General features: G+C 66.7%; 20 protein-coding genes. 9 read left to right on the plus strand and 11 right to left on the minus strand.

Annotation, left to right across the window (positions count from 1 at the left end):
• Positions 1–148 precede the first annotated feature (148 nt).
• From hflD to QP512_RS09935, 4 genes are read right to left on the minus strand one after another with little or no spacing between them, the layout of a single operon-like run.
• Entirely contained in the window at positions 149–763 is a 615-nt protein-coding gene (hflD, locus tag QP512_RS09920) for a high frequency lysogenization protein HflD (RefSeq protein ID WP_286071918.1), read from the minus strand.
• Positions 760–1902, minus strand: a complete 1143-nt coding sequence (mnmA, locus tag QP512_RS09925) for a tRNA 2-thiouridine(34) synthase MnmA (protein WP_286071919.1) — start codon at positions 1900–1902, stop codon at positions 760–762. The genes hflD and mnmA overlap by 4 nt, the downstream gene beginning before the upstream one ends.
• Positions 1899–2360 (minus strand): NUDIX hydrolase, encoded by a 462-nt coding sequence (locus QP512_RS09930; protein ID WP_286071920.1) that lies wholly within the window; start codon positions 2358–2360, stop codon positions 1899–1901. Before QP512_RS09930 ends, mnmA begins: the two co-directional genes overlap by 4 nt.
• A gap of 1 nt (position 2361) precedes the next feature.
• A complete protein-coding gene (locus QP512_RS09935) occupies positions 2362–2832 on the minus strand; it encodes a hypothetical protein (protein ID WP_286071921.1) in 471 nt (156 codons plus the stop codon).
• A 112-nt stretch (positions 2833–2944) separates the two neighbouring features.
• Between QP512_RS09935 and clpS the strand changes: the two genes are divergently transcribed.
• Complete coding sequence (clpS, locus tag QP512_RS09940) at positions 2945–3271, plus strand: ATP-dependent Clp protease adapter ClpS (protein WP_005416477.1); 327 nt, start codon at positions 2945–2947, stop codon at positions 3269–3271.
• A gap of 167 nt (positions 3272–3438) precedes the next feature.
• Here clpS and QP512_RS09945 read toward each other — a convergent pair whose 3' ends face one another.
• Positions 3439–4251: an APH(6) family putative aminoglycoside O-phosphotransferase gene (locus QP512_RS09945; protein ID WP_286071922.1), complete on the minus strand. Its 813-nt coding sequence runs from the start codon at positions 4249–4251 to the stop codon at positions 3439–3441.
• Positions 4252–4389: 138 nt separating this feature from the next.
• Between QP512_RS09945 and clpA the strand changes: the two genes are divergently transcribed.
• Positions 4390–6675, plus strand: coding sequence for an ATP-dependent Clp protease ATP-binding subunit ClpA (clpA, locus tag QP512_RS09950; RefSeq protein ID WP_286071923.1), 2286 nt, complete (start codon positions 4390–4392; stop codon positions 6673–6675).
• 72 nt (positions 6676–6747) lie between these two features.
• Here clpA and QP512_RS09955 read toward each other — a convergent pair whose 3' ends face one another.
• The 3 genes from QP512_RS09955 to aat form a co-directional block, all read right to left on the minus strand.
• Complete coding sequence (locus QP512_RS09955) at positions 6748–7125, minus strand: hypothetical protein (RefSeq protein ID WP_286071924.1); 378 nt, start codon at positions 7123–7125, stop codon at positions 6748–6750.
• Positions 7126–7327: 202 nt separating this feature from the next.
• Positions 7328–7546 carry a translation initiation factor IF-1 gene (gene infA, locus QP512_RS09960; protein ID WP_005409596.1) on the minus strand — a complete coding sequence of 73 codons (219 nt, stop codon included), beginning with the start codon at positions 7544–7546 and terminating at the stop codon, positions 7328–7330.
• Positions 7547–7632: 86 nt separating this feature from the next.
• Entirely contained in the window at positions 7633–8373 is a 741-nt protein-coding gene (gene aat / locus QP512_RS09965) for a leucyl/phenylalanyl-tRNA--protein transferase (protein WP_286072024.1), read from the minus strand.
• A gap of 72 nt (positions 8374–8445) precedes the next feature.
• Between aat and QP512_RS09970 the strand changes: the two genes are divergently transcribed.
• Positions 8446–9714, plus strand: a complete 1269-nt coding sequence (locus QP512_RS09970; RefSeq protein WP_286071925.1) for a hypothetical protein — start codon at positions 8446–8448, stop codon at positions 9712–9714.
• Positions 9715–9758: 44 nt separating this feature from the next.
• Here the strand turns inward: QP512_RS09970 and QP512_RS09975 are convergent, their stop codons facing one another.
• The gene (locus tag QP512_RS09975; protein ID WP_286071926.1) at positions 9759–10910 is read right to left on the minus strand and encodes a GNAT family N-acetyltransferase; all 1152 of its coding nucleotides are present in this window, start codon (positions 10908–10910) and stop codon (positions 9759–9761) included.
• A 101-nt stretch (positions 10911–11011) separates the two neighbouring features.
• The gene (trxB, locus tag QP512_RS09980) at positions 11012–11983 is read right to left on the minus strand and encodes a thioredoxin-disulfide reductase (RefSeq protein ID WP_286071927.1); all 972 of its coding nucleotides are present in this window, start codon (positions 11981–11983) and stop codon (positions 11012–11014) included.
• Positions 11984–12216: 233 nt separating this feature from the next.
• Here trxB and QP512_RS09985 point away from each other — a divergent pair, with 233 nt between their 5' ends.
• The 5 genes from QP512_RS09985 (at position 12217) to QP512_RS10005 (ending at position 19267) form a co-directional block, all read left to right on the plus strand.
• Complete coding sequence (locus QP512_RS09985) at positions 12217–14577, plus strand: DNA translocase FtsK (protein WP_286071928.1); 2361 nt, start codon at positions 12217–12219, stop codon at positions 14575–14577.
• Between the two features lie 38 nt (positions 14578–14615).
• Complete coding sequence (locus QP512_RS09990; RefSeq protein WP_286071929.1) at positions 14616–16553, plus strand: DUF3857 domain-containing protein; 1938 nt, start codon at positions 14616–14618, stop codon at positions 16551–16553.
• Between the two features lie 111 nt (positions 16554–16664).
• Positions 16665–17303, plus strand: a complete 639-nt coding sequence (gene lolA, locus QP512_RS09995) for an outer membrane lipoprotein chaperone LolA (protein ID WP_286071930.1) — start codon at positions 16665–16667, stop codon at positions 17301–17303.
• A 141-nt stretch (positions 17304–17444) separates the two neighbouring features.
• Positions 17445–18722: a replication-associated recombination protein A gene (locus QP512_RS10000; RefSeq protein WP_286071931.1), complete on the plus strand. Its 1278-nt coding sequence runs from the start codon at positions 17445–17447 to the stop codon at positions 18720–18722.
• A 155-nt stretch (positions 18723–18877) separates the two neighbouring features.
• Complete coding sequence (locus tag QP512_RS10005; RefSeq protein WP_286071932.1) at positions 18878–19267, plus strand: DUF805 domain-containing protein; 390 nt, start codon at positions 18878–18880, stop codon at positions 19265–19267.
• A gap of 73 nt (positions 19268–19340) precedes the next feature.
• Here the strand turns inward: QP512_RS10005 and QP512_RS10010 are convergent, their stop codons facing one another.
• Positions 19341–19715: a hypothetical protein gene (locus tag QP512_RS10010; RefSeq protein ID WP_286071933.1), complete on the minus strand. Its 375-nt coding sequence runs from the start codon at positions 19713–19715 to the stop codon at positions 19341–19343.
• Positions 19716–19995: 280 nt separating this feature from the next.
• Between QP512_RS10010 and QP512_RS10015 the strand changes: the two genes are divergently transcribed.
• Positions 19996–21024, plus strand: a complete 1029-nt coding sequence (locus QP512_RS10015) for an alpha/beta hydrolase-fold protein (protein WP_286071934.1) — start codon at positions 19996–19998, stop codon at positions 21022–21024.
• The last annotated feature ends 56 nt before the right edge of the window (positions 21025–21080 follow it).

Raw genomic sequence — 21080 nt, forward strand, 5'->3', positions numbered from 1 at the left:
GTGCACGGAGGATGTATCGGCCGTACCCCCTTTCTCTTTAACGTCGATGTGCCTCGAAGTGCATTCTGAATGCGCCGGTTTTCCGGCGCCCTGGCGGCTTCGGGGTCGGAGCCCTTTCCGTGCCGGGAAGGGATCCGACCCCTCGGGCTCACGCCAGTTGGCGATCCACGGCCTCGATCATCGCCTTGCGGCTGAACAGGAAGTCCCAGTAGCTACCGCCCAGCTGGCGCCACAGCACCGCCGAGCGTACCGCGGCCAGCAGCAGCGCGCGGATCTCGGCCACCACGCCGGCCTGGCCCAGGTAATGGGGGTTGCCCTGCACCATCACCCGCGGCTTGAGGTGGCTGATGGTGTCCGCGTACAGGCCGCCGAGGTTGGACAGCACGTCCGGGTGACCGCTGTCGCCCAGCTCGGTGGCCTGGCGCTGGGCGCGCTCGATGCCCGAGGCGACCTTGTTGACGGTCGCGCCGTCCTGTACGAAACGGCGCTCCAGTTGAAGCACCGACAGGGCCAGCTTGGGCAGGATCGGGTCCTGGCCCTGGTTGCGGAAGTAGTTGTGCAGCAGGCGCAGTCCGGCCTTCAGTGCATGGCGGTCACCGAACACCTCCTGCGGCGAGGACGCATCAACGCGGAACACGCTGTCCACGGCGGTGCGCACGGCGGCGGCGTCGGAATGGCCGGTATCGGCGATACGGCGTACCTGCTGCAGGGCCTGGGCAATGCCGGCCAGGGCCAGGACGCGGTCGTCGACAGTGAAACTCATGCAGCGATTACCTCAAAAGGGGAAGGGGTGGTGCGCAGGCGCTGTTCCAGCGGCGCATCGGTGGCGGCGATCACCGCGCCACCCAGGCACACCTCACCGTCATACAGCACCAGTGATTGACCGGGGGTAACGGCGCGCTGCGGGCGCGCGAAGGTGACCAGCACGCTGCCGTCGTCCAGCACCTCGACCGTACACCGCTCATCGGGTTGGCGGTAGCGGGTCTGTGCCGTGCACTCAAACCGGCGGGCGGGGGGCGCGCCGGCAATCCAGTGCGCGGTTTCCGAGCGCAGCCGGTCGGACAGCATCCACTTGCTGTCGCGGTCCTGGTCCACGTACAGCACGTTGCTGGCCACGTCCTTGCCGACCACATACCACGGCGCCGCGGGACGGCCGCGCACGCCGCCGATGTTCAGGCCCTCGCGCTGGCCCAGGGTGAAATAGAACACGCCCGGGTGTTCGGCGATCACGCTGCCGTCGGCCGGGTCGAGGATCTGGCCGGGCTTGGCCGGCAGGTAGCGGCCGAGGAACTCGCGGAAGTCGCGCTCGCCGATGAAGCAGATGCCGGTGGAGTCCTTCTTGGCGTGGGTCGGCAGGCTGACGTCGCGCGCGATCCGTCGCAGGTCGGTCTTTTCCAGGTCGCCGATCGGGAACAGGGTGGCCGACAGCTGTTCCTGGCCCAGCTGGTGCAGGAAGTAGCTCTGGTCCTTGGAGCGGTCGGCACCGCGCAGCAGCAGCCACTGGTGGCCGCGCTGGGCGACGCGTGCGTAGTGGCCGGTGGCGATGCGCTCGGCGCCGAGCTCGCGGGCGGCATCCAGGAAATGCTTGAACTTCACTTCCCGGTTGCACAGCACGTCCGGATTGGGCGTGCGGCCGGCGGCGTACTCGGCCAGGAAGTGTTCGAACACGCCCTGCCAGTACTCGCTGGAGAAATCGCGGAAGTGGAAGGGGATGCCGAGCAGGCCGCACACCGCCACCGCATCGCGGCGGTCGTCCTCGGCGCGGCAGTCGCCGCTGCCATCGTCGGCCCAGTTCTGCATGAACAGGCCGGCCACGGCCTGACCCTGCTGTACCAGGCGCCAGGCGGCGACCGAAGAGTCGACGCCACCAGAGACGCCCACCATCACGCGCGGAGTGCTCATGCGACCTCCCGGACCAGGGAAAGCGGGTGGCGCTGGCCACCCAGGTAATCGGCCACTACCTGCCACACCAGCGGGCTGCGCAGGCGTTCACCGGCGGCCCGCAGCTCGGCCGGCGTCAACCACAGGGCGCGGTCGATGCCGGTGTCCAGCGGCTGCGCCGGGTCGTGCGAGACCGGGCGGGCCGCATAGCAGAAGCGCAGGAAGGCAGTACCGTCACCGGCGGTCCACTGGTAGCAGCCAATGAAGTGGGTCAGCTGCACCGTCCAGCCGGTTTCCTCGCGGGTCTCGCGCAGGGCTGCCTCGGCCAGGCTTTCGCCCGGCTCGAGGTGGCCGGCCGGCTGGTTCAGCACCTGGCGGCCGTCGATGGTCTCTTCAACCAGCAGCACGCGCCCGCCGTCTACCACGACCGTGGCGACGGTGGCATGCGGTGCCCAGCGCAGGTCCGGCGTGGCGTTCAACTCAGAACTCGTCCTTCTTGGTCAGTTCCAGCTCCATCGCGTCGGCGGAGCGGATGGCCGCATCAATGGCGTCGCTGAGCTGGTCGGCCGTGGCATCGGCGTCGATCTTCACCACGAACATGGCGGTGGTGTCCTGCTTCACCCAGCCCCCCATCTTGGCATCCTGCGAGTCTTCCAGCAGGCGGTTGGCCACGGCCACCGGGAACTGCTTGGTCTTGGCGCTGTACGCGGGCGACCAGATCTCGCGGATGTTGTGGCTGCCGAAATCCTCCACCGACGAACGCACGTAGACCATCTGGGTGCGGTCACCCTCGACGTCGAAGACCATGCGGTAATCGCCGTCCTCGTCGACTTCGTAGGCGTAGCCCAGCTTGTCCAGGTGGCGGGCCACGGCCTTGTCGGCCTCCGCTGCGGCAGCGGAGCCGGTGGCAGCCAGGGCGATCAGCAGGGTGGAGAGAAGGGTCCTTTTCATGAAGATCCTGTGAAGCAATACTGAGGGAAAGTGCAATTGTGACGGCGGCCGCGCGTGCCGTCCAATGTGCGGCAGGCCGACGCAGGCTCGCCCGAGCCTCTATAATGGGCAGATGCCTCATGAGTCTTCCCCTGATTCCCAGCACGAGCACGGCGTTGCCGTAGAGCCCGCGCGCCCGGAAGTGGCGCCGCCGCCGTTCTACCAAGTGATGCTGCTCAACGACGACTACACCCCGATGGATTTCGTGGTGGACGTCCTGCAGCAGTTCTTCAGCATGGACCTGGACAAGGCCACGCAGGTGATGCTGCACGTCCACACCCGCGGCCGCGGTGTGTGCGGGGTGTTCACCCGTGAAGTGGCCGAGACCAAGGTTGCCCAGGTCAACGAGTATTCGCGGATGAACCAGCATCCGTTGCTGTGCACGATGGAAAAGGCCTGACCGGCTTTTGGTGCGGGCCTATCTGCGCCTGGCGCGGTGCGCCCGCCGAGGCGGGCACCTACCAGGGCGGAGGCCTGTGGGGCCGAGCACGCGCTCGGCTGCTGTTCGCCCAGGCATGCAGATTTCAGCCAGAAGCAGCCGAGCGCAGGCTCGGCTCTACCGCTGGGTCACGCTTCCGCGAGTGCCTCCAGTGCCATCCGCGCCACCGTCTCATCGATGTCAGCCGTGTCGCCGTCATCCCGGAACCACACCGCCGACAATCCCGTGCTGGCCGCGATCCAGCGCAGCAGGCGCGTGCGTTCCAGCTCCGCCAGCGCCGTGACCCGTTCAAGGCGAGCCACAAACCGTTCCGGCCGCGTCGCGACATGGATGCGCGGGCCGCAGAGATCCGGGTTGCTGAACAGCGTGGTGTAGTCGAAGGCGCGGTCGCCCAGCAGCCGCTTCGGGTCGATCGCCAGCCAGCCACGTGCGCCGAAATCGAGCACGTTGTCGTGGTGCAGGTCGCCGTGCAGCGGCCGGATCTCCTGCTCTTCCTGCAGCAGCCCTTCCGCCAGTGATCTGCACTGTTCCAGCAGTGGCGGCAGCGCAGCCCTTGGCTGCAGCAGGTCGGCGAACCATGTACGCAGGCAGACCAGCTCCGCTGGCGGTGCGCTCCGTGGCCGGTGCAGCCGCTGCAGGACCTGGCACAGGATCGTGGTGCAGGTGTCATCGTCGCCCTTGATCGAGCGTTGCCGCAGCGAATCGCCGCTGGCGCGTTCGACCAGGATCGCCGGTCCCTCGTGGGCCAGCAGGCGGGCAGCACCGTCACCGTTCCACCAGCGCAGCAGGCGATGGGCGTTCTGCTCCTCGGGTTCGTCGCTGACCTTCAGCATCGCCGGTTCGCCGGCGTCGGTCAGCACCGGCCAGAGCCGGGCGCGGGGCGTTTCGATGGCGCGGCCATCACGCCGCAATCGCCAGCGGCTCAGGTAGGGTTCGCTCATGCTGGGCGGGCTGTCCTGGAGTGAATGAAGATCAAGCGATGTGTACTGCTAACGCCATCTGAACGCAGCAATCCGCTAGGGTGATGGAAATCGCGTAGTCAGGCCGCATATTGTCCCCATCTGCCGCCGGAGTAATCCATGTTCAGCAAAGACCTCGAACACACCATCGGCCAGTGCTACAAGCGCGCCCGTGAGGCCCGGCATGAGTTCATGACGGTCGAACACCTGCTGTTGGCACTGCTCGACAACCCGTCCGCCCAGGCCGTACTGAAGGCCTGTGGTGCCGACGCCGAACGCCTGCGCCAGGAGCTGGAGCAGGCCATCGAGGCCTCCGTGTCCCGCCTGGCCGAAGATGACGGCCGCGACACACAGCCGACCCTGGGCTTCCAGCGCGTGCTGCAGCGGGCCGTTTACCACGTGCAGTCCTCGGGCAAGAAAGAGGTCACCGGCGCCAACGTGCTGGTCGCCATCTTCGGCGAAAAGGACTCCCACGCCGTCTACTACCTCAACCAGCAGGACGTCACTCGCCTGGATGTGGTCAATTACCTGTCCCACGGCATCGCCAAGCTGGGCGAGGAAGGCGAGCAGCCATCTTCTTCCTCCGAGGGCGAGGGCCGCATGGAGGGCGGCGATGGCGAGCCGAAGGGCGATGCCCTGACCGAGTTCGCCAGCAACCTCAACGAGCAGGCCCGGGCTGGCCGCATCGACCCGCTGGTCGGTCGCGCCGACGAGATCGAGCGCACCATCCAGGTCCTGTGCCGCCGCCGCAAGAACAACCCGCTGTACGTGGGTGAGGCCGGCGTGGGCAAGACGGCCATCGCCGAGGGCCTGGCCCGCCGCATCGTCGAAGGCTCGGTGCCGGACGTGCTGGCCGACGCGGTGATCTACTCGCTCGACCTGGGCGCGCTGGTGGCCGGCACCAAGTACCGGGGCGACTTCGAGAAGCGCCTGAAGAGCGTGCTGACCGCGCTGAAGAAGGTGCCCAACGCGGTGCTGTTCATCGACGAGATCCACACCATCATCGGTGCCGGTTCGGCGTCGGGCGGCACCATGGACGCGTCCAACCTGATCAAGCCGGCGCTGGCCTCCGGCGAGCTGCGCTGCATCGGCTCGACCACCTTCCAGGAATACCGTGGCATCTTCGAGAAGGACAGGGCGCTGGCCCGTCGCTTCCAGAAGATCGACATCGTCGAGCCGACCGTGGGCGAGACCTACGAGATCCTGCAGGGCCTGAAGTCCAAGTACGAGCTGCACCATGGCGTGACCTATTCCGACGAGGCGCTGCAGGCCGCAGTGGACCTGTCGGTGAAGCACATCGGCGACCGCCTGCTGCCGGACAAGGCCATCGACGTGATCGATGAGGCCGGCGCCCGGCAGCGCCTGCTGCCGGAAGGGCAGCGCAAGGAGCTGATCGACGTCGAGGAAGTGGAGGCGATCGTGGCCAAGATGGCGCGTATCCCGACCAAGCAGGTCAGCGCCACCGACAAGGATGTGCTGCAGCACCTGGAGCGCAACCTGAAGATGGTGATCTTCGGCCAGGACCCGGCCATCGAGACGCTGTCCTCGGCGATCAAGCTGGCCCGTTCGGGCCTGGGCAACCCGGAAAAGCCGATCGGCAACTTCCTGTTCGCCGGCCCGACCGGTGTGGGCAAGACCGAGGTGACCAAGCAGCTGGCGCTGCAGCTGGGCATCGAACTGGTCCGCTTCGACATGTCCGAATACATGGAGCCGCATTCGATCAGCCGCCTGATTGGCGCCCCTCCGGGTTACGTCGGCTTCGACCAGGGCGGCCTGCTGACGGAAAAGATCGTCAAGACGCCGCACTGCGTGCTGCTGCTGGACGAGATCGAGAAGGCACACCCGGACATCTTCAACATCCTGTTGCAGGTGATGGACCGCGGCGTGCTGACCGATACCAACGGTCGCGAGGCGAACTTCAAGAACGTGGTGCTGGTGATGACCACCAATGCCGGCGCGGCGCAGGCCTCGCGGCGTTCGATCGGCTTCACCAAGCAGGACCATGCCACCGACGCGATGGAGACCATCCGCCGCAGCTTCACCCCGGAATTCCGCAACCGCCTTGACGCAGTGGTGCAGTTCCAGGCGCTGGGCTTCGAGCACATCCTGCGCGTGGTCGACAAGTTCCTGATCGAGCTGGAGATGCTGCTGCAGGACAAGCACGTCAGCCTGTCGGCCACCCCGACCGCCCGTGATTGGCTGGCCCACCATGGTTTCGATCCGCTGATGGGTGCCCGTCCGATGGCCCGCGTGATCCAGGACAAGATCAAGCGTCCGCTGGCCGACGAACTGCTGTTCGGCAAGCTGGTCAACGGTGGCAAGGTCAACATCGACGTCCGCAACGACGAACTGGTGGTCGAGACCCAGGCCGAGCCGGAGCGTCTGCTGCCGGTGACGGTGGAGTAATCCCGCGCCGGACCGGCTCCGGACGTGGTGGGAGAACAAGGGCGGCTTCGGCCGCCCTTGCCTTGTCTGCCGTCAGCGGCCGCGGCGGCGTGCTTCCCGTGTGAACTGCTCGGCATCGATCGGCTCGATGCGCGCGACCTCGCAGCTGCGGCGACCGGTTTCCAGCTTGCTTCGGCCTTCGCCGCACAGTTCCCCCGCGTCCTTCCCGTCGGTCTTGAAGTCGAGGCGGGTGGCCAGCACGGCAGACGGGCAGCTGCTGCGGAAATGCACGACATAGTGGTCTACACCGGAGCGAAGCAGGATGTTCCTGTCGGCACCGGCGCGAACGATCTGCTGTTCGCCCGACAGTGGCACGCACTGCGCCGGTGTGGTGTCGGCGGCATGGGCAGGCGACGCCAGCAGGGTGGTGGCAGACAAGGCCAAGGGGATGAGCAGGGAGGGCAGGTTCATGGCGGGGCAGGGGGCGACGATCCGGACTGGACCGGATCCCAGGGTGCCGCCGCTTCCGCGAATGCGAATCTGCCGCAAGCAGGGCTGACCGATGCCACGGTGAGTTCGGTCACGATGACCTCCGGCAGGGCCGGATTGCGGGCATGACAAAAGGCCAGCAACCAGGGCTGGCCTTGTCGAAGTGGCGCCAGGCGCCAACCGCTTACTTCATGCGGTAGGTGATACGACCCTTGGTCAGGTCATACGGGGTCATTTCAACCTTGACCCGGTCACCGGTAAGGATGCGGATGTAGTTCTTGCGCATGCGGCCGGAGATGTGGGCGATGATTTCGTGCCCATTTTCCAGACGAACGCGGAAAGTGGTGTTCGGCAGCGTCTCGCTGACGGTGCCCTCGAACTCGATGGAATCGTCTTTCGACATGTAGTCCTGTGCGGTTCAGAAAACGGCCACGCTGGGCCTAAGGCGCAGTATTTTACGCGTGACCGGCCCAGCTTGCAAAGTTTGCGTTAACCCTCGGCCAAACGCCGTGCTGGCAAGCGTCCGACGGCCTGGGTCCACGCGCCTTCACGCCCCCCGCGGCGCACGGCATGGCGCACATGGTCCAGGAATTGCGCACGGGGCAGGTGCTCGGCTCCCATCCGCAGCAGGTGTGGGTTCTGCACCTGGGCGTCGATCAGTTCCCAGTCCCAGCCCCGCAGGGTGGAAGCCAGTGCGGCCAAGGCGACCTTGGAGCCGCCGCTGGCGCCACTGAACATGCTTTCGCCGAAGAACATCGATCCGATCGCCACCCCGTAGATGCCGCCGACCAGCGTCTGCCGCTCCCAGACCTCGAAGGAGTGGGCAAAGCCGAGGTCGTGCAGCTGGCTGTAGGCCTCGACCATCGCCGGACTGATCCAGGTGCCGTCCTGGCCGGGGCGTGGTGCCGCCGCGCAGGCACGCATCACGCGGCTGAAGGCGGTGTCGGCGGTGACCTCCCAGTCGCAGCCACGTAGCTGGCGGCGGAAACGACTGGACAGGTGCACGCCCTCGGTGCGGAACACCATGCGGGGGTCCGGCGACCACCACAGGATCGGCTCGCCTTCGCTGAACCAGGGGAAGATGCCTCCGGCATACGCGTTGAGCAGGCGCACCGGATGCAGGTCGCCGCCTACTGCAAGCAGGCCATCGGGCTGGCGCAGTGCGGTCTCAGCCGGAGGGAAGGGCGCGTCCGGCGCATCGGCCAGGCGCCAGGGCAGCTGGCGGGTCATGTCACCATTGTATTCGTCGTGGTGATCGTTGATGTCTGGCACCATCGGCGTCCAACGGCAAGGAGCCCACGCATGAGTGACGCGATTACCGCCATCCTCGATGTGCACGACACCCCGTGCACGCGTAACGACAGCCAGAACATGCTGCTGGCGCTGGCCACTGAGCAGCCGTTCCAGCTCGGTGCGCTGATGCTGCTGGCGCTTGCCCGGCGTTCACCCGGCTCGGCGTTTCTCGACATGGCGCTGGATCTGCTGCCCGACGAAGCGGTAGCGCCGGTCTGTGCCGAGGCCTGGCGTCGCTACCGTGATGGCGAGCGCGGCGAGCTGGTGGCCAGCGTGATGGAATTCGCCAGCTATCAGGCGCCGCAGCTGCTGCAGGACGACTGGGAGGCACTGCTGGCGGTCACCCGTGAGGATGAGCTGCAGCTGGCTTCGCAGGTATGGCGGGACCTGCCCTCCGCCATTGCCGCGCAGTGGGCGCGCATCCTGTCCGAAGCCGATGACGATCGCGAAATGGCGCGAGCCAGAGCGTTGCTGCTTGCGACCCTGCCAGAGACGTACGGCGTTGCCCGCGGCTACATGGTCGACTGGGGACGGCTTGATGCCGAGGTCTGGGCGCACTGGGCAGGCGTCGCCGACGGACGGCAGCCGCGGCGCCTGCATGGGGAGCGGCCGCTGCACATCCGCTTCGGTCGTGAGCAGCATCGTGCGCAGCAGGCCGACGAGCCGAGCTGGCGCAGGCGCATCTGGCGTCTGCACCCGACCTGGAGCAGCGGGCAGGTGCGCCATGCCGGTCAGATGGGTGGGCGGCTGGAAGCGCTCTGTGGCAGCTGCCATGCGCCGCTGCAGCGCCTGCTGCGAACCGATGCTGCCGCGCTTCAACCGGGCGCGGCCGGCGAGATCACGCTGGGCCTGTGCCTGGACTGCTGCGGTTGGGAAGATCCGCCCGTGCGTTTCTATCGCCACGATGTCAGCGGCCTGCCCAGCTGCCACCCCAGCCAGCGCCTGGAGGTGCCGGCCACGCCCACTGACAGCGGTGACCTGATGCGTGCCGAAGTGGGCCTGGTCGCCCTGGACAGCGCGCGCTGGCAGCAACAGGACTGGGGCCAGTCCAACCATCGGCAGAACCTGTCGCGCGTGGGCGGCGCACCGAGCTGGGTGCAGAGTGCCTGGTATCCGGCGTGCATCGATTGCGGTGAGGAGATGCCCTTCGTGATGCAGCTGGATTCGACGCTGCCGACCACCGGTGGAGGCGCGCTGCTATGGGGCAGTGGCGGCATGCTCTACACGTTCTGGTGTGCGAAGTGCCGGGTGAGCGGGCACTTCTGGCAATGCACCTGAGCGCAGCGTACCCGGCATCGCTCTGGCAGGTGCCAACCTTGGGCCTATTGCTCTGGTAGGTGCCCGCCCTGGTCGGCACGCTCGCGGAACGGCCCATGCCCCTGCAGTTCCTGCTGATAGCGGCGCACATCCCGCCGCTCCTGCCGGCACCAGTCCTGCAGCGCTTCTGCAAAGTCCGCATCAGCCACCCAGTGCCGGCTGCGCACCAGCGTCGGCAGAAAGCCCCGCGCCAGCTTGTGCTCCCCCTGCGCGCCCGGCTCGAAACGGCTGAGGCCTTCGCGCAGGCAGTACTCGATGCCTTGGTAGTAGCAGGCTTCGAAGTGCAGCCCGGGCAGGGTGGCGCCACCCCAGTAGCGGCCGTAGAGCGTGTCGCCGCCACGCAGGCAGAGCGCTCCGGCGATTGGCTGGCCTTCCTGCTCGGCGAGGAACAGCACCAGCCCGCGACCCAATGAAATGGCCAGATGGCGCAGGAAGACCTCGGTCAGCGCCGGGGCGTTGCCGTATTCGAGGAAGGTCTGCAGGTAGAAGCGGTACATCGCCTGCAGATCGGCGCGACTGGCCTCGTCGCCGTGCACCACGCGGAAGGTGATGCCCTGGCGGGTGACCTTGGCCCGTTCCTGGCGGATGTTCTTGCGGTGCTTGTGGTCCATCGCGCCGAGGAACTGCTCGAACGTGGCCCAGTCACCCGCGTTCTGCCATTGGAACTGCACGTCCTCGCGCAGCAGCCAGTCGTCACCGAACAGGGCCTCATCGCTGGCGGTGTGGAAGTTGATATGGGCCGAGGATACGTGCAGCGCGGGCAGTGCCTCGCGCAATGCCGACAGCAGCGCGACGCGCCCTGAATCGTGACGGGCCAGCAGGCGCGGTCCGGTGACCGGTGAGTACGGCACCGCGCCCAGCCACTTCGGGTAGTAGTCGCGGCCGTGGCGCGCATAGGCGTTGGCCCAGGCATGGTCGAACACGAACTCGCCGTGCGAATTGGTCTTCAGGTAGCCGGGAATGGCGCCGACCAGGGTGTCGCCGTCCCATTGGGTGAAGTGCTGAGGCTGCCAGCCCCAATCCTCGCGCAGGCAGCCATGTCGTTCCAGGCCAGAGAGGAAGGCGTGGCTGACGAAGGGGTTGCGGCCGTCGTGCAGGGCGTCCCAGTCGGTGGCGGCAATGGACTGCAGGGAGTCGAGGAAGCGGGTGGAGGGCATGGGGGAAGGATAGGGCAGATGAAACGAAAAGGCCGACGCATTGGCGTCGGCCTTTTGTTCGAGTCGAGCATGGCTCGACGCTACTGAGCAGGATCAGCGCTTCAGCTTGCCTTGCCTTCGGCATCCAGGAAGCGCTCGGCGTCCAGCGCGGCCATGCAGCCGAAGCCGGCCGAGGTGATCGCCTGGCGGTAATGCTGGTCGGCCACGTCGCCGGCGGCGAACACGCCTTCCACCGAGGTCTGGGTGGCGTTGCCGCCCAGGCCTGAGCGGATCTCCAGGTAGCCGTTGTTCATCGCCAGCTGGCCGTCGAACAGGGTGGTGTTCGGGTGGTGGCCAATGGCCACGAAGAAGCCGTGGGCGTCGATGTCGCGGGTGCTGCCATTCAGGGTGGACTTCAAGCGCACCCCGGTCACGCCGGCGTCGTTGCCCAGCACTTCCTCCACCTGGTGATGCCAGACGGTCTCGATCTTGCCTTCGGCCACCTTCTTGAACAGCTTGTCCTGCATGATCTTCTCCGCCTTCAAGGTGTCGCGGCGGTGGACCAGGTAGACCTTGCGGGCGATGTTGGACAGGTACAGGGCCTCTTCCACGGCGGTGTTGCCGCCACCCACCACGACCACGTCCTGGTCACGGTAGAAGAAGCCGTCACAGGTGGCGCAGGCGGAGACGCCGCGGCCCTTGAAGGCTTCTTCGGTCGGGATGCCCAGATACTTGGCGGTGGCGCCGGTGGCGATGATCAGCGCGTCACAGGTGTACTCGTGGCTGTCGCCGATCAGCTTGAACGGGCGCTGGGACACATCAGCGGTGTGGATGTGGTCGAAGATGACCTCGGTCTCGAAACGCTCGGCGTGGGCCTGCATGCGTGCCATCAGGTCCGGGCCCATCAGGCCGTGGGCGTCACCGGGCCAGTTGTCCACCTCGGTGGTGGTCATCAGCTGGCCACCCTGCTGCAGGCCGGTGATGACGACCGGCTTCAGGTTGGCGCGGGCAGCGTAGACGGCGGCGGTCCAGCCGGCCGGGCCGGAACCGAGGATGACGAGACGCTGGTGGCGGGAGGGCAGGCTGGTGCTCATGTAGACTCGCGAAAAGGTAGATGGGACAAGGCGCTGGCGATGTTTGCGCAGCATCCGTGGCTGGTCATAGAGTGGCGGCTGGGGCAGGGCGATTCAAGCCGATGAACGGAACGCCGTCATCCAGTGGTGATTCCGGCCCTCCGCAGACTCTGTCAGATGTCGCATAACTGAAAACTGACGCCGTCTCATTTATTATCAATCACTAACAGTGCATTCCAAAGGTATGGTCTAAGGTGGCGAAGCAGGTCCCCGAACGCTCCAAGTCCGACGACAGCAAGGCGTCACGTCGCACGGCCGCAGCGGCGGCGACCGATAATCCACGCCGCCAGCGCCTCTGGCGCGACCTGGGCCTGATCGCCATCGCGCCGGCGCTGCTCTACCTGGCGGCCAGTCTTTTCACCTATTCAGCAACCGACCCGGGCTGGTCGCACACCGGCAGCGTCGTCGCGCCGGTGCATAACCTGGGAGGCCGCGCCGGCGCCTGGATCGCCGACGTGCTGCTGCAGTTGTTCGGTTACATCGCCTTCCTGCTGCCCGTCGTGCTGGGCGCGCTGGCCTGGATCGCCATGTTCGGCCTCAAGCGTGAGAGCAAGGGCGAGAACGACCTGGACCCGGCGCTGCGCCTGGTCGGCCTGGTCGGCTTCCTGATCGCCGGTACCGGCTTCCTGCACGTGCGCCTGTTCAGTGGCGATGTTTCCAGTGCCGGCGGCATCCTCGGCAAGCTGGTGGGCAACTCGCTGACGGTGGGCTTCGGCGCGCTGGGCGCGAACCTGTTCGTGCTGGTGCTGCTGCTGGCCTCGATCACCCTGGCCACCGGGCTGTCCTGGTTTACGGTGATGGAGAAGATCGGCCGTGGCGTGATGTCGCTGGCGCCGTTGCTGGAGCGCAAGAAGGAAGAAGTCACCGAGTGGAAGCAGACCCGGGTGATGCGCGAGGAGCGCCAGGAAGTGCGCAAGGCCGACGCCGAGGTGCGCGCCAAGCGCGAGCCGGTGAAGATCGAGCCGCGCCCGGAACCGGTGATCGAGAAGAGCGATCGGGCCAAGCGCGACACCCAGATTCCGATGTTCCGCGGCGTCAACGGCGATGGCTCGGACCTGCCGCCGCTGGCGCTGCTGGATGATCCCAAGCCGCAGCCCAAGGGCTACGACGAAGAGACGCTGGAGACCCTGTCGCGGCAGATCGAGTTCAAGCTGAAGGACTTCCGCATCGATGCGCAGGTGGTCGGCGCCAATCCCGGCCCGGTCATCACCCGCTTCGAGATCGAGCCGGCACCGGGCATCAAGGTCAGCCAGATCAGTTCGCTGGACAAGGACATCGCGCGCGGCTTGTCGGTGAAGTCGGTGCGCGTGGTCGATGTCATTCCGGGCAAGTCAGTGATCGGCCTGGAAATTCCCAACGTCACCCGCGAGATGATCTTCCTGTCCGAGCTGCTGCGCTCGAAGGAATATGACAAGTCGGCCAGCGTGTTGACCCTGGCGCTGGGCAAGGACATCGCGGGTCGCCCGACGGTGGCCGACCTGGCGCGCATGCCGCATCTGCTGGTGGCCGGCACCACCGGCTCGGGCAAGTCGGTGGCGGTCAATGCGATGGTCCTGAGCCTGTTGTTCAAGGCCTCGCCGAAAGACCTGCGGATGCTCATGATCGACCCGAAGATGCTCGAACTGAGCGTCTACCAGGGTATCCCGCACCTGCTGGCGCCGGTGGTCACCGACATGAAGGAGGCCGCCAACGGCCTGCGCTGGTGCGTGGCCGAGATGGAGCGCCGCTACAAGCTGATGAGCGCGGTGGGCGTGCGCAACCTGGCCGGCTTCAACAAGAAGGTGAAGGAAGCCCAGGACGCCGGCCAGCCGCTGATGGACCCGCTGTTCAAGCCGAACCCCGAATTGGGCGAGGCGCCGCGCCCGCTGGAGACGCTGCCGTTCATCGTCATCTTCATCGACGAATTCGCCGACATGATGATGATCGTCGGCAAGAAGGTGGAAGAGCTGATCGCGCGCCTGGCACAGAAGGCGCGTGCGGCCGGCATCCACCTGATCCTGGCTACGCAGCGCCCATCGGTGGACGTGATCACCGGCCTGATCAAGGCCAACATCCCGACCCGCATCGCCTTCCAGGTCAGCTCCAAGATCGACTCGCGCACCATCCTCGACCAGTCCGGCGCGGAAACCCTGCTCGGCCACGGCGACATGCTGTACCTGCCGCCGGGCACCGCGCTGCCCGAACGCGTGCATGGCGCGTTCGTGTCCGATGATGAAGTGCATCGCGTGGTCGAGCACCTCAAGGCGATGGGCCCGGCCGATTATGTCGACGGCGTGCTGGACGAAGTGCAGACGATGGGCGACGGCGTGGTCGTGGGCGCCACCGGCCTGCCGGAGAACACTTCGTCCGGCGACGAGTCCGACCCGTTGTATGACGAAGCACTGCGGGTGGTCACCGAGACGCGCCGTGCCTCGATTTCCGGCGTGCAGCGCCGGCTGAAGATCGGCTACAACCGTGCAGCGCGACTGATCGAGGCCATGGAAGCGGCCGGCGTGGTCAGCCCGCCCGAGCACAACGGCGACCGCACGGTGCTGGCACCGCCGCCGCCGAAGTAAGACCCGACGTATCCCCACGACGTCCAAGGAACCGACGCATGCTTCATCCCGTCCCAAGCGCGCTGGCGCTGGCAGCCTTCGTGGCTGCCAGCCCGGCACTGGCAGATACCGCCACCTCCGCGCCCGCCACGGCGCCGCCTTCCACCAGCGGCGATACCGAAGCCAGCAACAATTTCAGCATTGTCCGTTACCGCGCCGACTACCAGGTGCGGCCGGATGCCGGCAATGTGCAGACTGAAACCTACGAAGTGCTGCTCAAGACCAAGGCCTCGGTCGAGCAGTTCAGCCAGGTGCGGCTGAGCTACAGCGAGAAGATGGAAACCCTGGAGGTGCTTGGCGCCTACACCATCACCGCCGACGGCCAGCGCCGCGACGTGCCGGCCGATCGCATCTACACCCAGGAAAGCTACTCCAGCGCCTCGGCGGCGATGTACGCCGACCGCAAGGTGCGGGTGATCGTGTTCCCGAACCTGGCGCCGGGCACGCGGCTGTACTACCAGGTGCGCCGGACCCAGCTGACGCCGTACTTCCCGGGCTATTTCGGACTGTGGGAGACGTTCAATGTCTTCACCGAATACGAGGACGCCGAGGTCACCCTGAGTGCGCCGGCCAACCTGCCGATGTTCGTCGACAGCCGCGGCGTGCAGGGCAGTGATCGCCCGACAGTGAAGAACGGCCAGGCGCAGTGGCGCTGGCGCTACCAGCGGCGTGAGGCGATGCCGGCCCAGAACTGGTCGGCCGCCGGTTGGGAGTTCGGCCCGAACATCATGGCCAGCACGTATCGTGACTGGGCGCAGATGGGGCGTGCCTACCAGCGCAAGGCCGGCCCGGCGGCACAGGTCACGCCGGAACTGCAGGTGCTGGCCGACCAGATCACCACTGGGATCAGCGACCGGCGCGAGCAGGCCGATGCGCTCTACCGCTGGGTGGCGCAGAACATCCGCTATGTGGCGGTGTACCTGGGCAATGGCGGTTTGGAACCGAACAGCGCGCAGAGCATCCTCGACAACCACTACGGCGACTGCAAGGACCATGTGACGATCCTGGAGGCGCTGCTGGCAGCCAAGGGCATCGCCAGTTCGCCGGTGCTGATCGGTGCCGGTGGCGGGCCGACGCTGCCGAAGATCCCGGTGCTGGGCCGCTTCAACCACGCCATCACCTACATTCCCGAATTCGACCTGTACCTGGATTCGACCACCGCGTGGGCGCGCTTCGGCCAGCTGCCGGAAGGTGACCTGGGTGCGCCGGTGATGCGCACCCGCGACGCCACGCTGGCACGCACCCCGGCCAACACGCCCGAACGCAACGCCACCTCGATGGAGGTGCGTTTCACCTTCGACGCCAACGGCAACCTGCGCGGCGAGACCACCCCGAAACTGGGCGAGAACGCGGAGATCGGCATGCGCGCGCAGTTCTCGCAGCTCAACGCGCAGAACCGTGCGCGTGCTGAAGAGCAGATCATGGCCGCGTCCGGTTTCGATGGGCGAGGGCAGCTGCAGATCCAGGGCGTGCCAGGCGACCTGACCCGGCCCTTCGGCTATCGCATGGCGTTCCAGGCCGAGGACTACGCCGATTTCAGCGTGGCCGGCGGCATGGCCGTGCCGGACCCGCCGGGCGGCGAGTCGGTGCGCGGCCTGTACGCCACTGCCTCGGCGCCGGCCAACGAAACGCCGTTCTACTGCAACGCCAGCCTTCGCGAGGAAACCTATCGCCTGCAGTTCCCGGCCAATGCACCGATCATTGCCATCCCGGCGAGCCAGCGGTTCAGCAATGCCGCCGGCGAGTACCGGGTGGACTGGAGCCGCGAGGGCCAGGAAGTCACCGCGCATCACCGCCTGCTGCAGAACGCGGTGCGGGGAACGGAGGCGCTGTGCCAGCCGCAGGACTATCCGGCGTTCCGCGCGCTGTATCGCGAAGTGCGGCGTGGCTTCCGCGGCCAGGTGCTGTACGGCAAGCTGCCCGGATCGGGCGGCTGAATCGCCGATGGACGATCAGGGCGGCATAATGTCGCCCTGATCGCCCATTCATCTTTCCCCGGGCACACTGGCAACCACCTTTCCTGGCGCACGCGCCCACAGGATTTACGCATGAACGTCCGCTTCCGCCGTTTCCTTGCCACCACCACCCTGGCCGTGGCCTGCGCCGCCGCCGGTAGCGCCTGGGCAGGCGCCCGCGACGACCTCAAGACCTTCACCAGTGGCCTGAAGGGCCTGGATGGCCAGTTCAGCCAGCAGGTGTTCGACAGCCGCGGCAAGGTGAAGGAATCGACCAGTGGCCGCGTGGCGCTGTCGGCGCCGCGTCTGTTCCGCTGGGAGTACGTGCGCCCGCACGAACAGCTGATCGTGGCCGATGGCAAGAAGGTCTGGATGTACGAGCCAGACCTGGAGCAGGCGACCGTGCGCGAGCAGGGCAAGGAAGAGCAGAACAGCCCGCTGACTGCACTGATCAACCCGGCGTTGCTGGAGCAGCAGTACGACGTGAGCGAAGAGGCCGCACAGCGCGATGGCCTGCAGTGGCTGTCGCTGTCGCCGAAGCGCGAGACCGAAGCCAGCTTCCAGTACGCCGCGCTGGGCTTCAACGCCCAGGGCCTGGCCAAGATGGAGATCACCGACGCCGTGGGCCAGCGCACCGTGATCCGCTTCAGCGGCTGGAAGCGCAACCCGGGCTTCGCGGCCGGCACCTTCAGCTTCACTCCACCGAAGGGCACCGACGTCATCGGCAACTGATGGGGGACGCCGGGCTTGGCCCGGCGCTACCGTTGGGCGGCGCGGTACAATGAGCAGGTGGCAAGACATCGTTCAACTTCCCTCCCTGGCCCCGATCTGCTGAGCGTCGATCGGGACCACCTGCGTCCGCTGGCCGAGCGCATGCGTCCGCGCACCCTCGACGAAATGGTCGGGCAGAAGCGCCTGCTGGCGCCGGATAGCGCGCTGCGTCGCGCGGTCGAATCCGGTCGCGTGCATTCGATGATCCTGTGGGGGCCGCCCGGCTGCGGCAAGACCACGCTGGCGCTGCTGCTGGCCGAGTACTCCGACGCTGAATTCCGCGCCATCTCCGCGGTGCTGTCCGGGTTGCCGGAAGTGCGCCAAGTGCTGGCCGAGGCGGCGCAGCGCTTCGCCGAAGGCCGTCGCACCGTGCTGTTCGTGGACGAGGTGCATCGTTTCAACAAGGCGCAGCAGGATGCGTTCCTGCCGCACATTGAACGCGGCACCATCCTGTTCGTTGGCGCCACTACTGAAAATCCATCGTTCGAACTGAACTCGGCGCTGCTGTCGCGTTGTCGCGTGCATGTGCTGGAAGCGGTCTCGCCGACCGATATCGTCGAGGCGTTGCAGCGTGCACTGGGTGACCGCGAGCGGGGCCTGGGCGACGAGGACATCGAGGTCGCGCCAGAGCTGTTGCTGGAAATCGCTACCGCCGCCGATGGTGACGTGCGGCGTGCGCTGACCCTGCTGGAAATCGCCGCCGAGCTGGCAGGCGGGGAGGGCGGGCGCATCACGCCGGAGACCCTGACCCAGGTGCTGGCCGACCGCACCCGCCGTTTCGATAAGGGCGGCGAGCAGTTCTATGACCAGATCTCGGCGCTGCACAAGTCGGTACGCAGCTCCAATCCTGATGCCGCGCTGTACTGGCTGACCCGCATGCTCGATGGCGGTTGCGATCCGTCCTATCTGGCGCGCCGGTTGACCCGCATGGCGATCGAGGATATCGGCCTGGCCGATCCGCGCGCGCAGAGCATGGCGCTGGAAGCCTGGGACATCTACGAAAGGTTGGGCAGCCCGGAAGGCGAACTCGCCTTCGCCCAGCTTGTGCTGTACCTGGCCAGCACCGCGAAGTCGAACGCAGGCTATGCGGCGTTCAACCAAGCCAAGGCCGATGTACGCGAAAGTGGCACCGAAGAAGTGCCGCTGCACCTGCGCAATGCGCCGACCAAGCTGATGAAGGAGCTTGGCTACGGTGCCGAGTACCAGTACGACCACGATGCAGAGGGTGGCATCGCGCTGGATCAGACCGGCTTCCCGGATGCGATGGGCGAGCGGGTGTACTACAACCCGGTGCCGCGCGGTCTGGAAATCAAGCTGAAGGAAAAGCTGGATCGGTTGCGCGCCGAGCGCGAGGCTGCGCGGGCCGCGAAGGGGCGCTGACCAGGCTTCTGTAGGGTCGAGCTGTGCTCGACTCCGCTCCTGCATGGGCGTGCAGGTACCTCTTTGAGCAGCAGCCGAGCATGGCTCGGTTCCACATTGTCCCCGGCGCCGGTCTTTGGCACACTGCGCGGCTTCTCTTTTCAAGGATCGATGCCGTGCAGGAAATGATTCTGCCGTTGAAGCGCTATGCCCAGTTCGAAGGCCGCGCCAACCGCCGCGAGTACTGGATGTACCAGCTGTTCCTGTTCCTGGTCGCAACCGCGGTGATGCTGCTCGCGGGTGTGCTGGCCATCTTGCTGCGCAACAACGCTGATGCACTGGCGGGCATCCTGATCGGCATGATGGTGCTGCTCGGCGTGATGTGGCTGGCCACGATCGTGCCGCTGATCGCGGTGACCGTGCGCCGCCTGCACGACTGCAACCAGTCGGGCTGGCTGTACCTGCTGGCATTGGTGCCAGGCGGTGGCATCGTGATCCTGATCTTCGCGCTGCTGCCGGGCACGCCGCAGGAGAACGCTTACGGTCCGGTGCCTACGGGGCCGTGATGATGCATGAGTCGAGCATGGCTCGACGCTATAGCGGCAAAGAAATGAAGCAGGCATTTTGCCGGCTTCATCTTTACTTGATGGTGCAATCACCGAAGGACAGGTAATCGGTGCCCGAGCTGAACTGCAGCGTGCAACTGGCGGTGAAGATGGCACCTTCTTCCAGGGCGCCCAGCTTGGCGGCCTGCTGCTCATCGGAGGTGGTCAGCCGGGCCAGGACATTGCCCTGGTCATCGCCGGCCTCAATGAGCGGTTCGCCCGCCAGGTTGCTGGAAACGCCCAGCGCCACCGCGGTGAAGGTCACCGTCTGGTTGAGTTCTTCCATGCTCAGGGTCGAATTGCCGGCCTCTTCAAAGGCCTGGTAGAGCGAGGGCAGATCCTGCGCGGCGTGCGCGGCCAGCGGTGCAAGCAGGCTGAGGGTAAGGGCGATCAGTGCGGTGTGCTTCAAGGGGGTCTCACAATCATGGGATCCGATCCCATGGCGGTCGTGGCGCGATGAACGCGCCCGGCCGGCGGCAACGTCTCCGCCGTCCATGGCTGCGCTGGAAGTGGGGCGATCCAATGCCCCGGTGGCCGGCAAAATAGGGGAATTGCCGCCTCTGGTGCAACTGGCCGTGCGCGCGCGTGATACATAGTGTGACGTTTGTTCGATGTGATAATCATTCGCGTTTAAGGTAGACTGCGGTCCCTTGTGAACCGGCGGCCGTGGGCCGCTCCTGCCGCCGCTGATGAAGCATTTCGTCCCGCTTTCGTGCCGTGGTCCGCTGGCCCGCGGCCTGGCCGCCTTGATGATGGGTCTGCTCCTGGCCACCCCGTACGCCCATGCGCAGCAGCGCAATCCGCTGCAGAAGATCGGCCACACCGTGCTCGACGAGCCTGCGGCCAGCTATCGCTTCGAGCAGTTCTTGGTGGACAGCCCCGACCAGCAACGCCGCTGGCGGGTGAATGTGGCGATCCCGGCCAAGGCCGGCAAGACGCCGCTGCCGGTGCTGTACGCGCTGGATGGCAATGCCGTGGCGATGGTGCTGGACCAGCCGATCCTGGCCGAGCTGGCCGCGCGCAAGGCGCCGCCGGTGCTGGTGCTGATCGGCTACGACAACGATCTGCGCATCGATTCGAAGGCGCGCACCCGTGACTACACCGCGTGGATCGACCGCGCCGACGATGAGAGCGGCAGCACGCAGGCAGTCGGCGGCGGTGCAGCGGCCTTCCTCGATGTGATCGAGCGCCGCATCAAGCCGGAAGTTGAGCGCCGCGCACGCATCGATGCGCAGCAGCAAGCGCTGTGGGGCCACTCGCTGGGCGGCCTGTTCGTGCTCAATGCGCTGTACACCCGTGCTGCCGCGTTCCAGTGCTATCTGGCCGCCAGCCCGTCGCTGTGGTGGAGCCAGGGCGCTGCGCTGGGCGACCCGGAGCAGCAGTTCGTGCAGAACGTGCATGGCCAGCCGGCGAAGCTGTGGCTGATGCTCGGCGGTGCCGAGCGCGTTGGTGATCGCGGCAAGCGCGACATGAACAATCCGCGCGTGGTCGCGCACCTGCGCCGCATTGGCGGTGCCACGCCGGATGCAGCCATGCAGTTGTCCGAGCGGCTGGCCAGGGTGCCGGGACTGAGCGTGCAGTACCGCGAGTTCGAGGGGCTGGGCCACGGCCCGATGCTGCCGGCCTCGTTCCACGCGGCGCTGCACGAACTGTACGGCGTGACCGATCGCAGTGCCGCCGACGGCGCCGCCAATGGCGGTGACAGCACCGCCGAATGAATCGCCTCGCACGCAATGCCGTGCGACCCCACTACCCAGGCGAGGCTGCCGACGTG

Source organism: Stenotrophomonas sp. 57 (assembly GCF_030291075.1).
Taxonomy (GTDB): Bacteria; Pseudomonadota; Gammaproteobacteria; order Xanthomonadales; family Xanthomonadaceae; genus Stenotrophomonas.

What these genes read in the sequence shown, in the direction of transcription:
- hflD (WP_286071918.1), bottom strand. Translation starts at nt 763, where the DNA reads ATGAGTTTCACTGTCGACGACCGCGTCCTGGCCCTGGCCGGCATTGCC.
- mnmA (WP_286071919.1), bottom strand. Translation starts at nt 1,902, where the DNA reads ATGAGCACTCCGCGCGTGATGGTGGGCGTCTCTGGTGGCGTCGACTCT.
- QP512_RS09935 (WP_286071921.1), bottom strand. Translation starts at nt 2,832, where the DNA reads ATGAAAAGGACCCTTCTCTCCACCCTGCTGATCGCCCTGGCTGCCACC.
- clpS (WP_005416477.1), top strand. Translation starts at nt 2,945, where the DNA reads ATGCCTCATGAGTCTTCCCCTGATTCCCAGCACGAGCACGGCGTTGCC.
- QP512_RS09945 (WP_286071922.1), bottom strand. Translation starts at nt 4,251, where the DNA reads ATGAGCGAACCCTACCTGAGCCGCTGGCGATTGCGGCGTGATGGCCGC.
- clpA (WP_286071923.1), top strand. Translation starts at nt 4,390, where the DNA reads ATGTTCAGCAAAGACCTCGAACACACCATCGGCCAGTGCTACAAGCGC.
- QP512_RS09955 (WP_286071924.1), bottom strand. Translation starts at nt 7,125, where the DNA reads ATGAACCTGCCCTCCCTGCTCATCCCCTTGGCCTTGTCTGCCACCACC.
- infA (WP_005409596.1), bottom strand. Translation starts at nt 7,546, where the DNA reads ATGTCGAAAGACGATTCCATCGAGTTCGAGGGCACCGTCAGCGAGACG.
- aat (WP_286072024.1), bottom strand. Translation starts at nt 8,373, where the DNA reads ATGACCCGCCAGCTGCCCTGGCGCCTGGCCGATGCGCCGGACGCGCCC.
- QP512_RS09970 (WP_286071925.1), top strand. Translation starts at nt 8,446, where the DNA reads ATGAGTGACGCGATTACCGCCATCCTCGATGTGCACGACACCCCGTGC.
- QP512_RS09975 (WP_286071926.1), bottom strand. Translation starts at nt 10,910, where the DNA reads ATGCCCTCCACCCGCTTCCTCGACTCCCTGCAGTCCATTGCCGCCACC.
- trxB (WP_286071927.1), bottom strand. Translation starts at nt 11,983, where the DNA reads ATGAGCACCAGCCTGCCCTCCCGCCACCAGCGTCTCGTCATCCTCGGT.
- QP512_RS09990 (WP_286071929.1), top strand. Translation starts at nt 14,616, where the DNA reads ATGCTTCATCCCGTCCCAAGCGCGCTGGCGCTGGCAGCCTTCGTGGCT.
- lolA (WP_286071930.1), top strand. Translation starts at nt 16,665, where the DNA reads ATGAACGTCCGCTTCCGCCGTTTCCTTGCCACCACCACCCTGGCCGTG.
- QP512_RS10000 (WP_286071931.1), top strand. Translation starts at nt 17,445, where the DNA reads ATGCGTCCGCGCACCCTCGACGAAATGGTCGGGCAGAAGCGCCTGCTG.
- QP512_RS10015 (WP_286071934.1), top strand. Translation starts at nt 19,996, where the DNA reads ATGAAGCATTTCGTCCCGCTTTCGTGCCGTGGTCCGCTGGCCCGCGGC.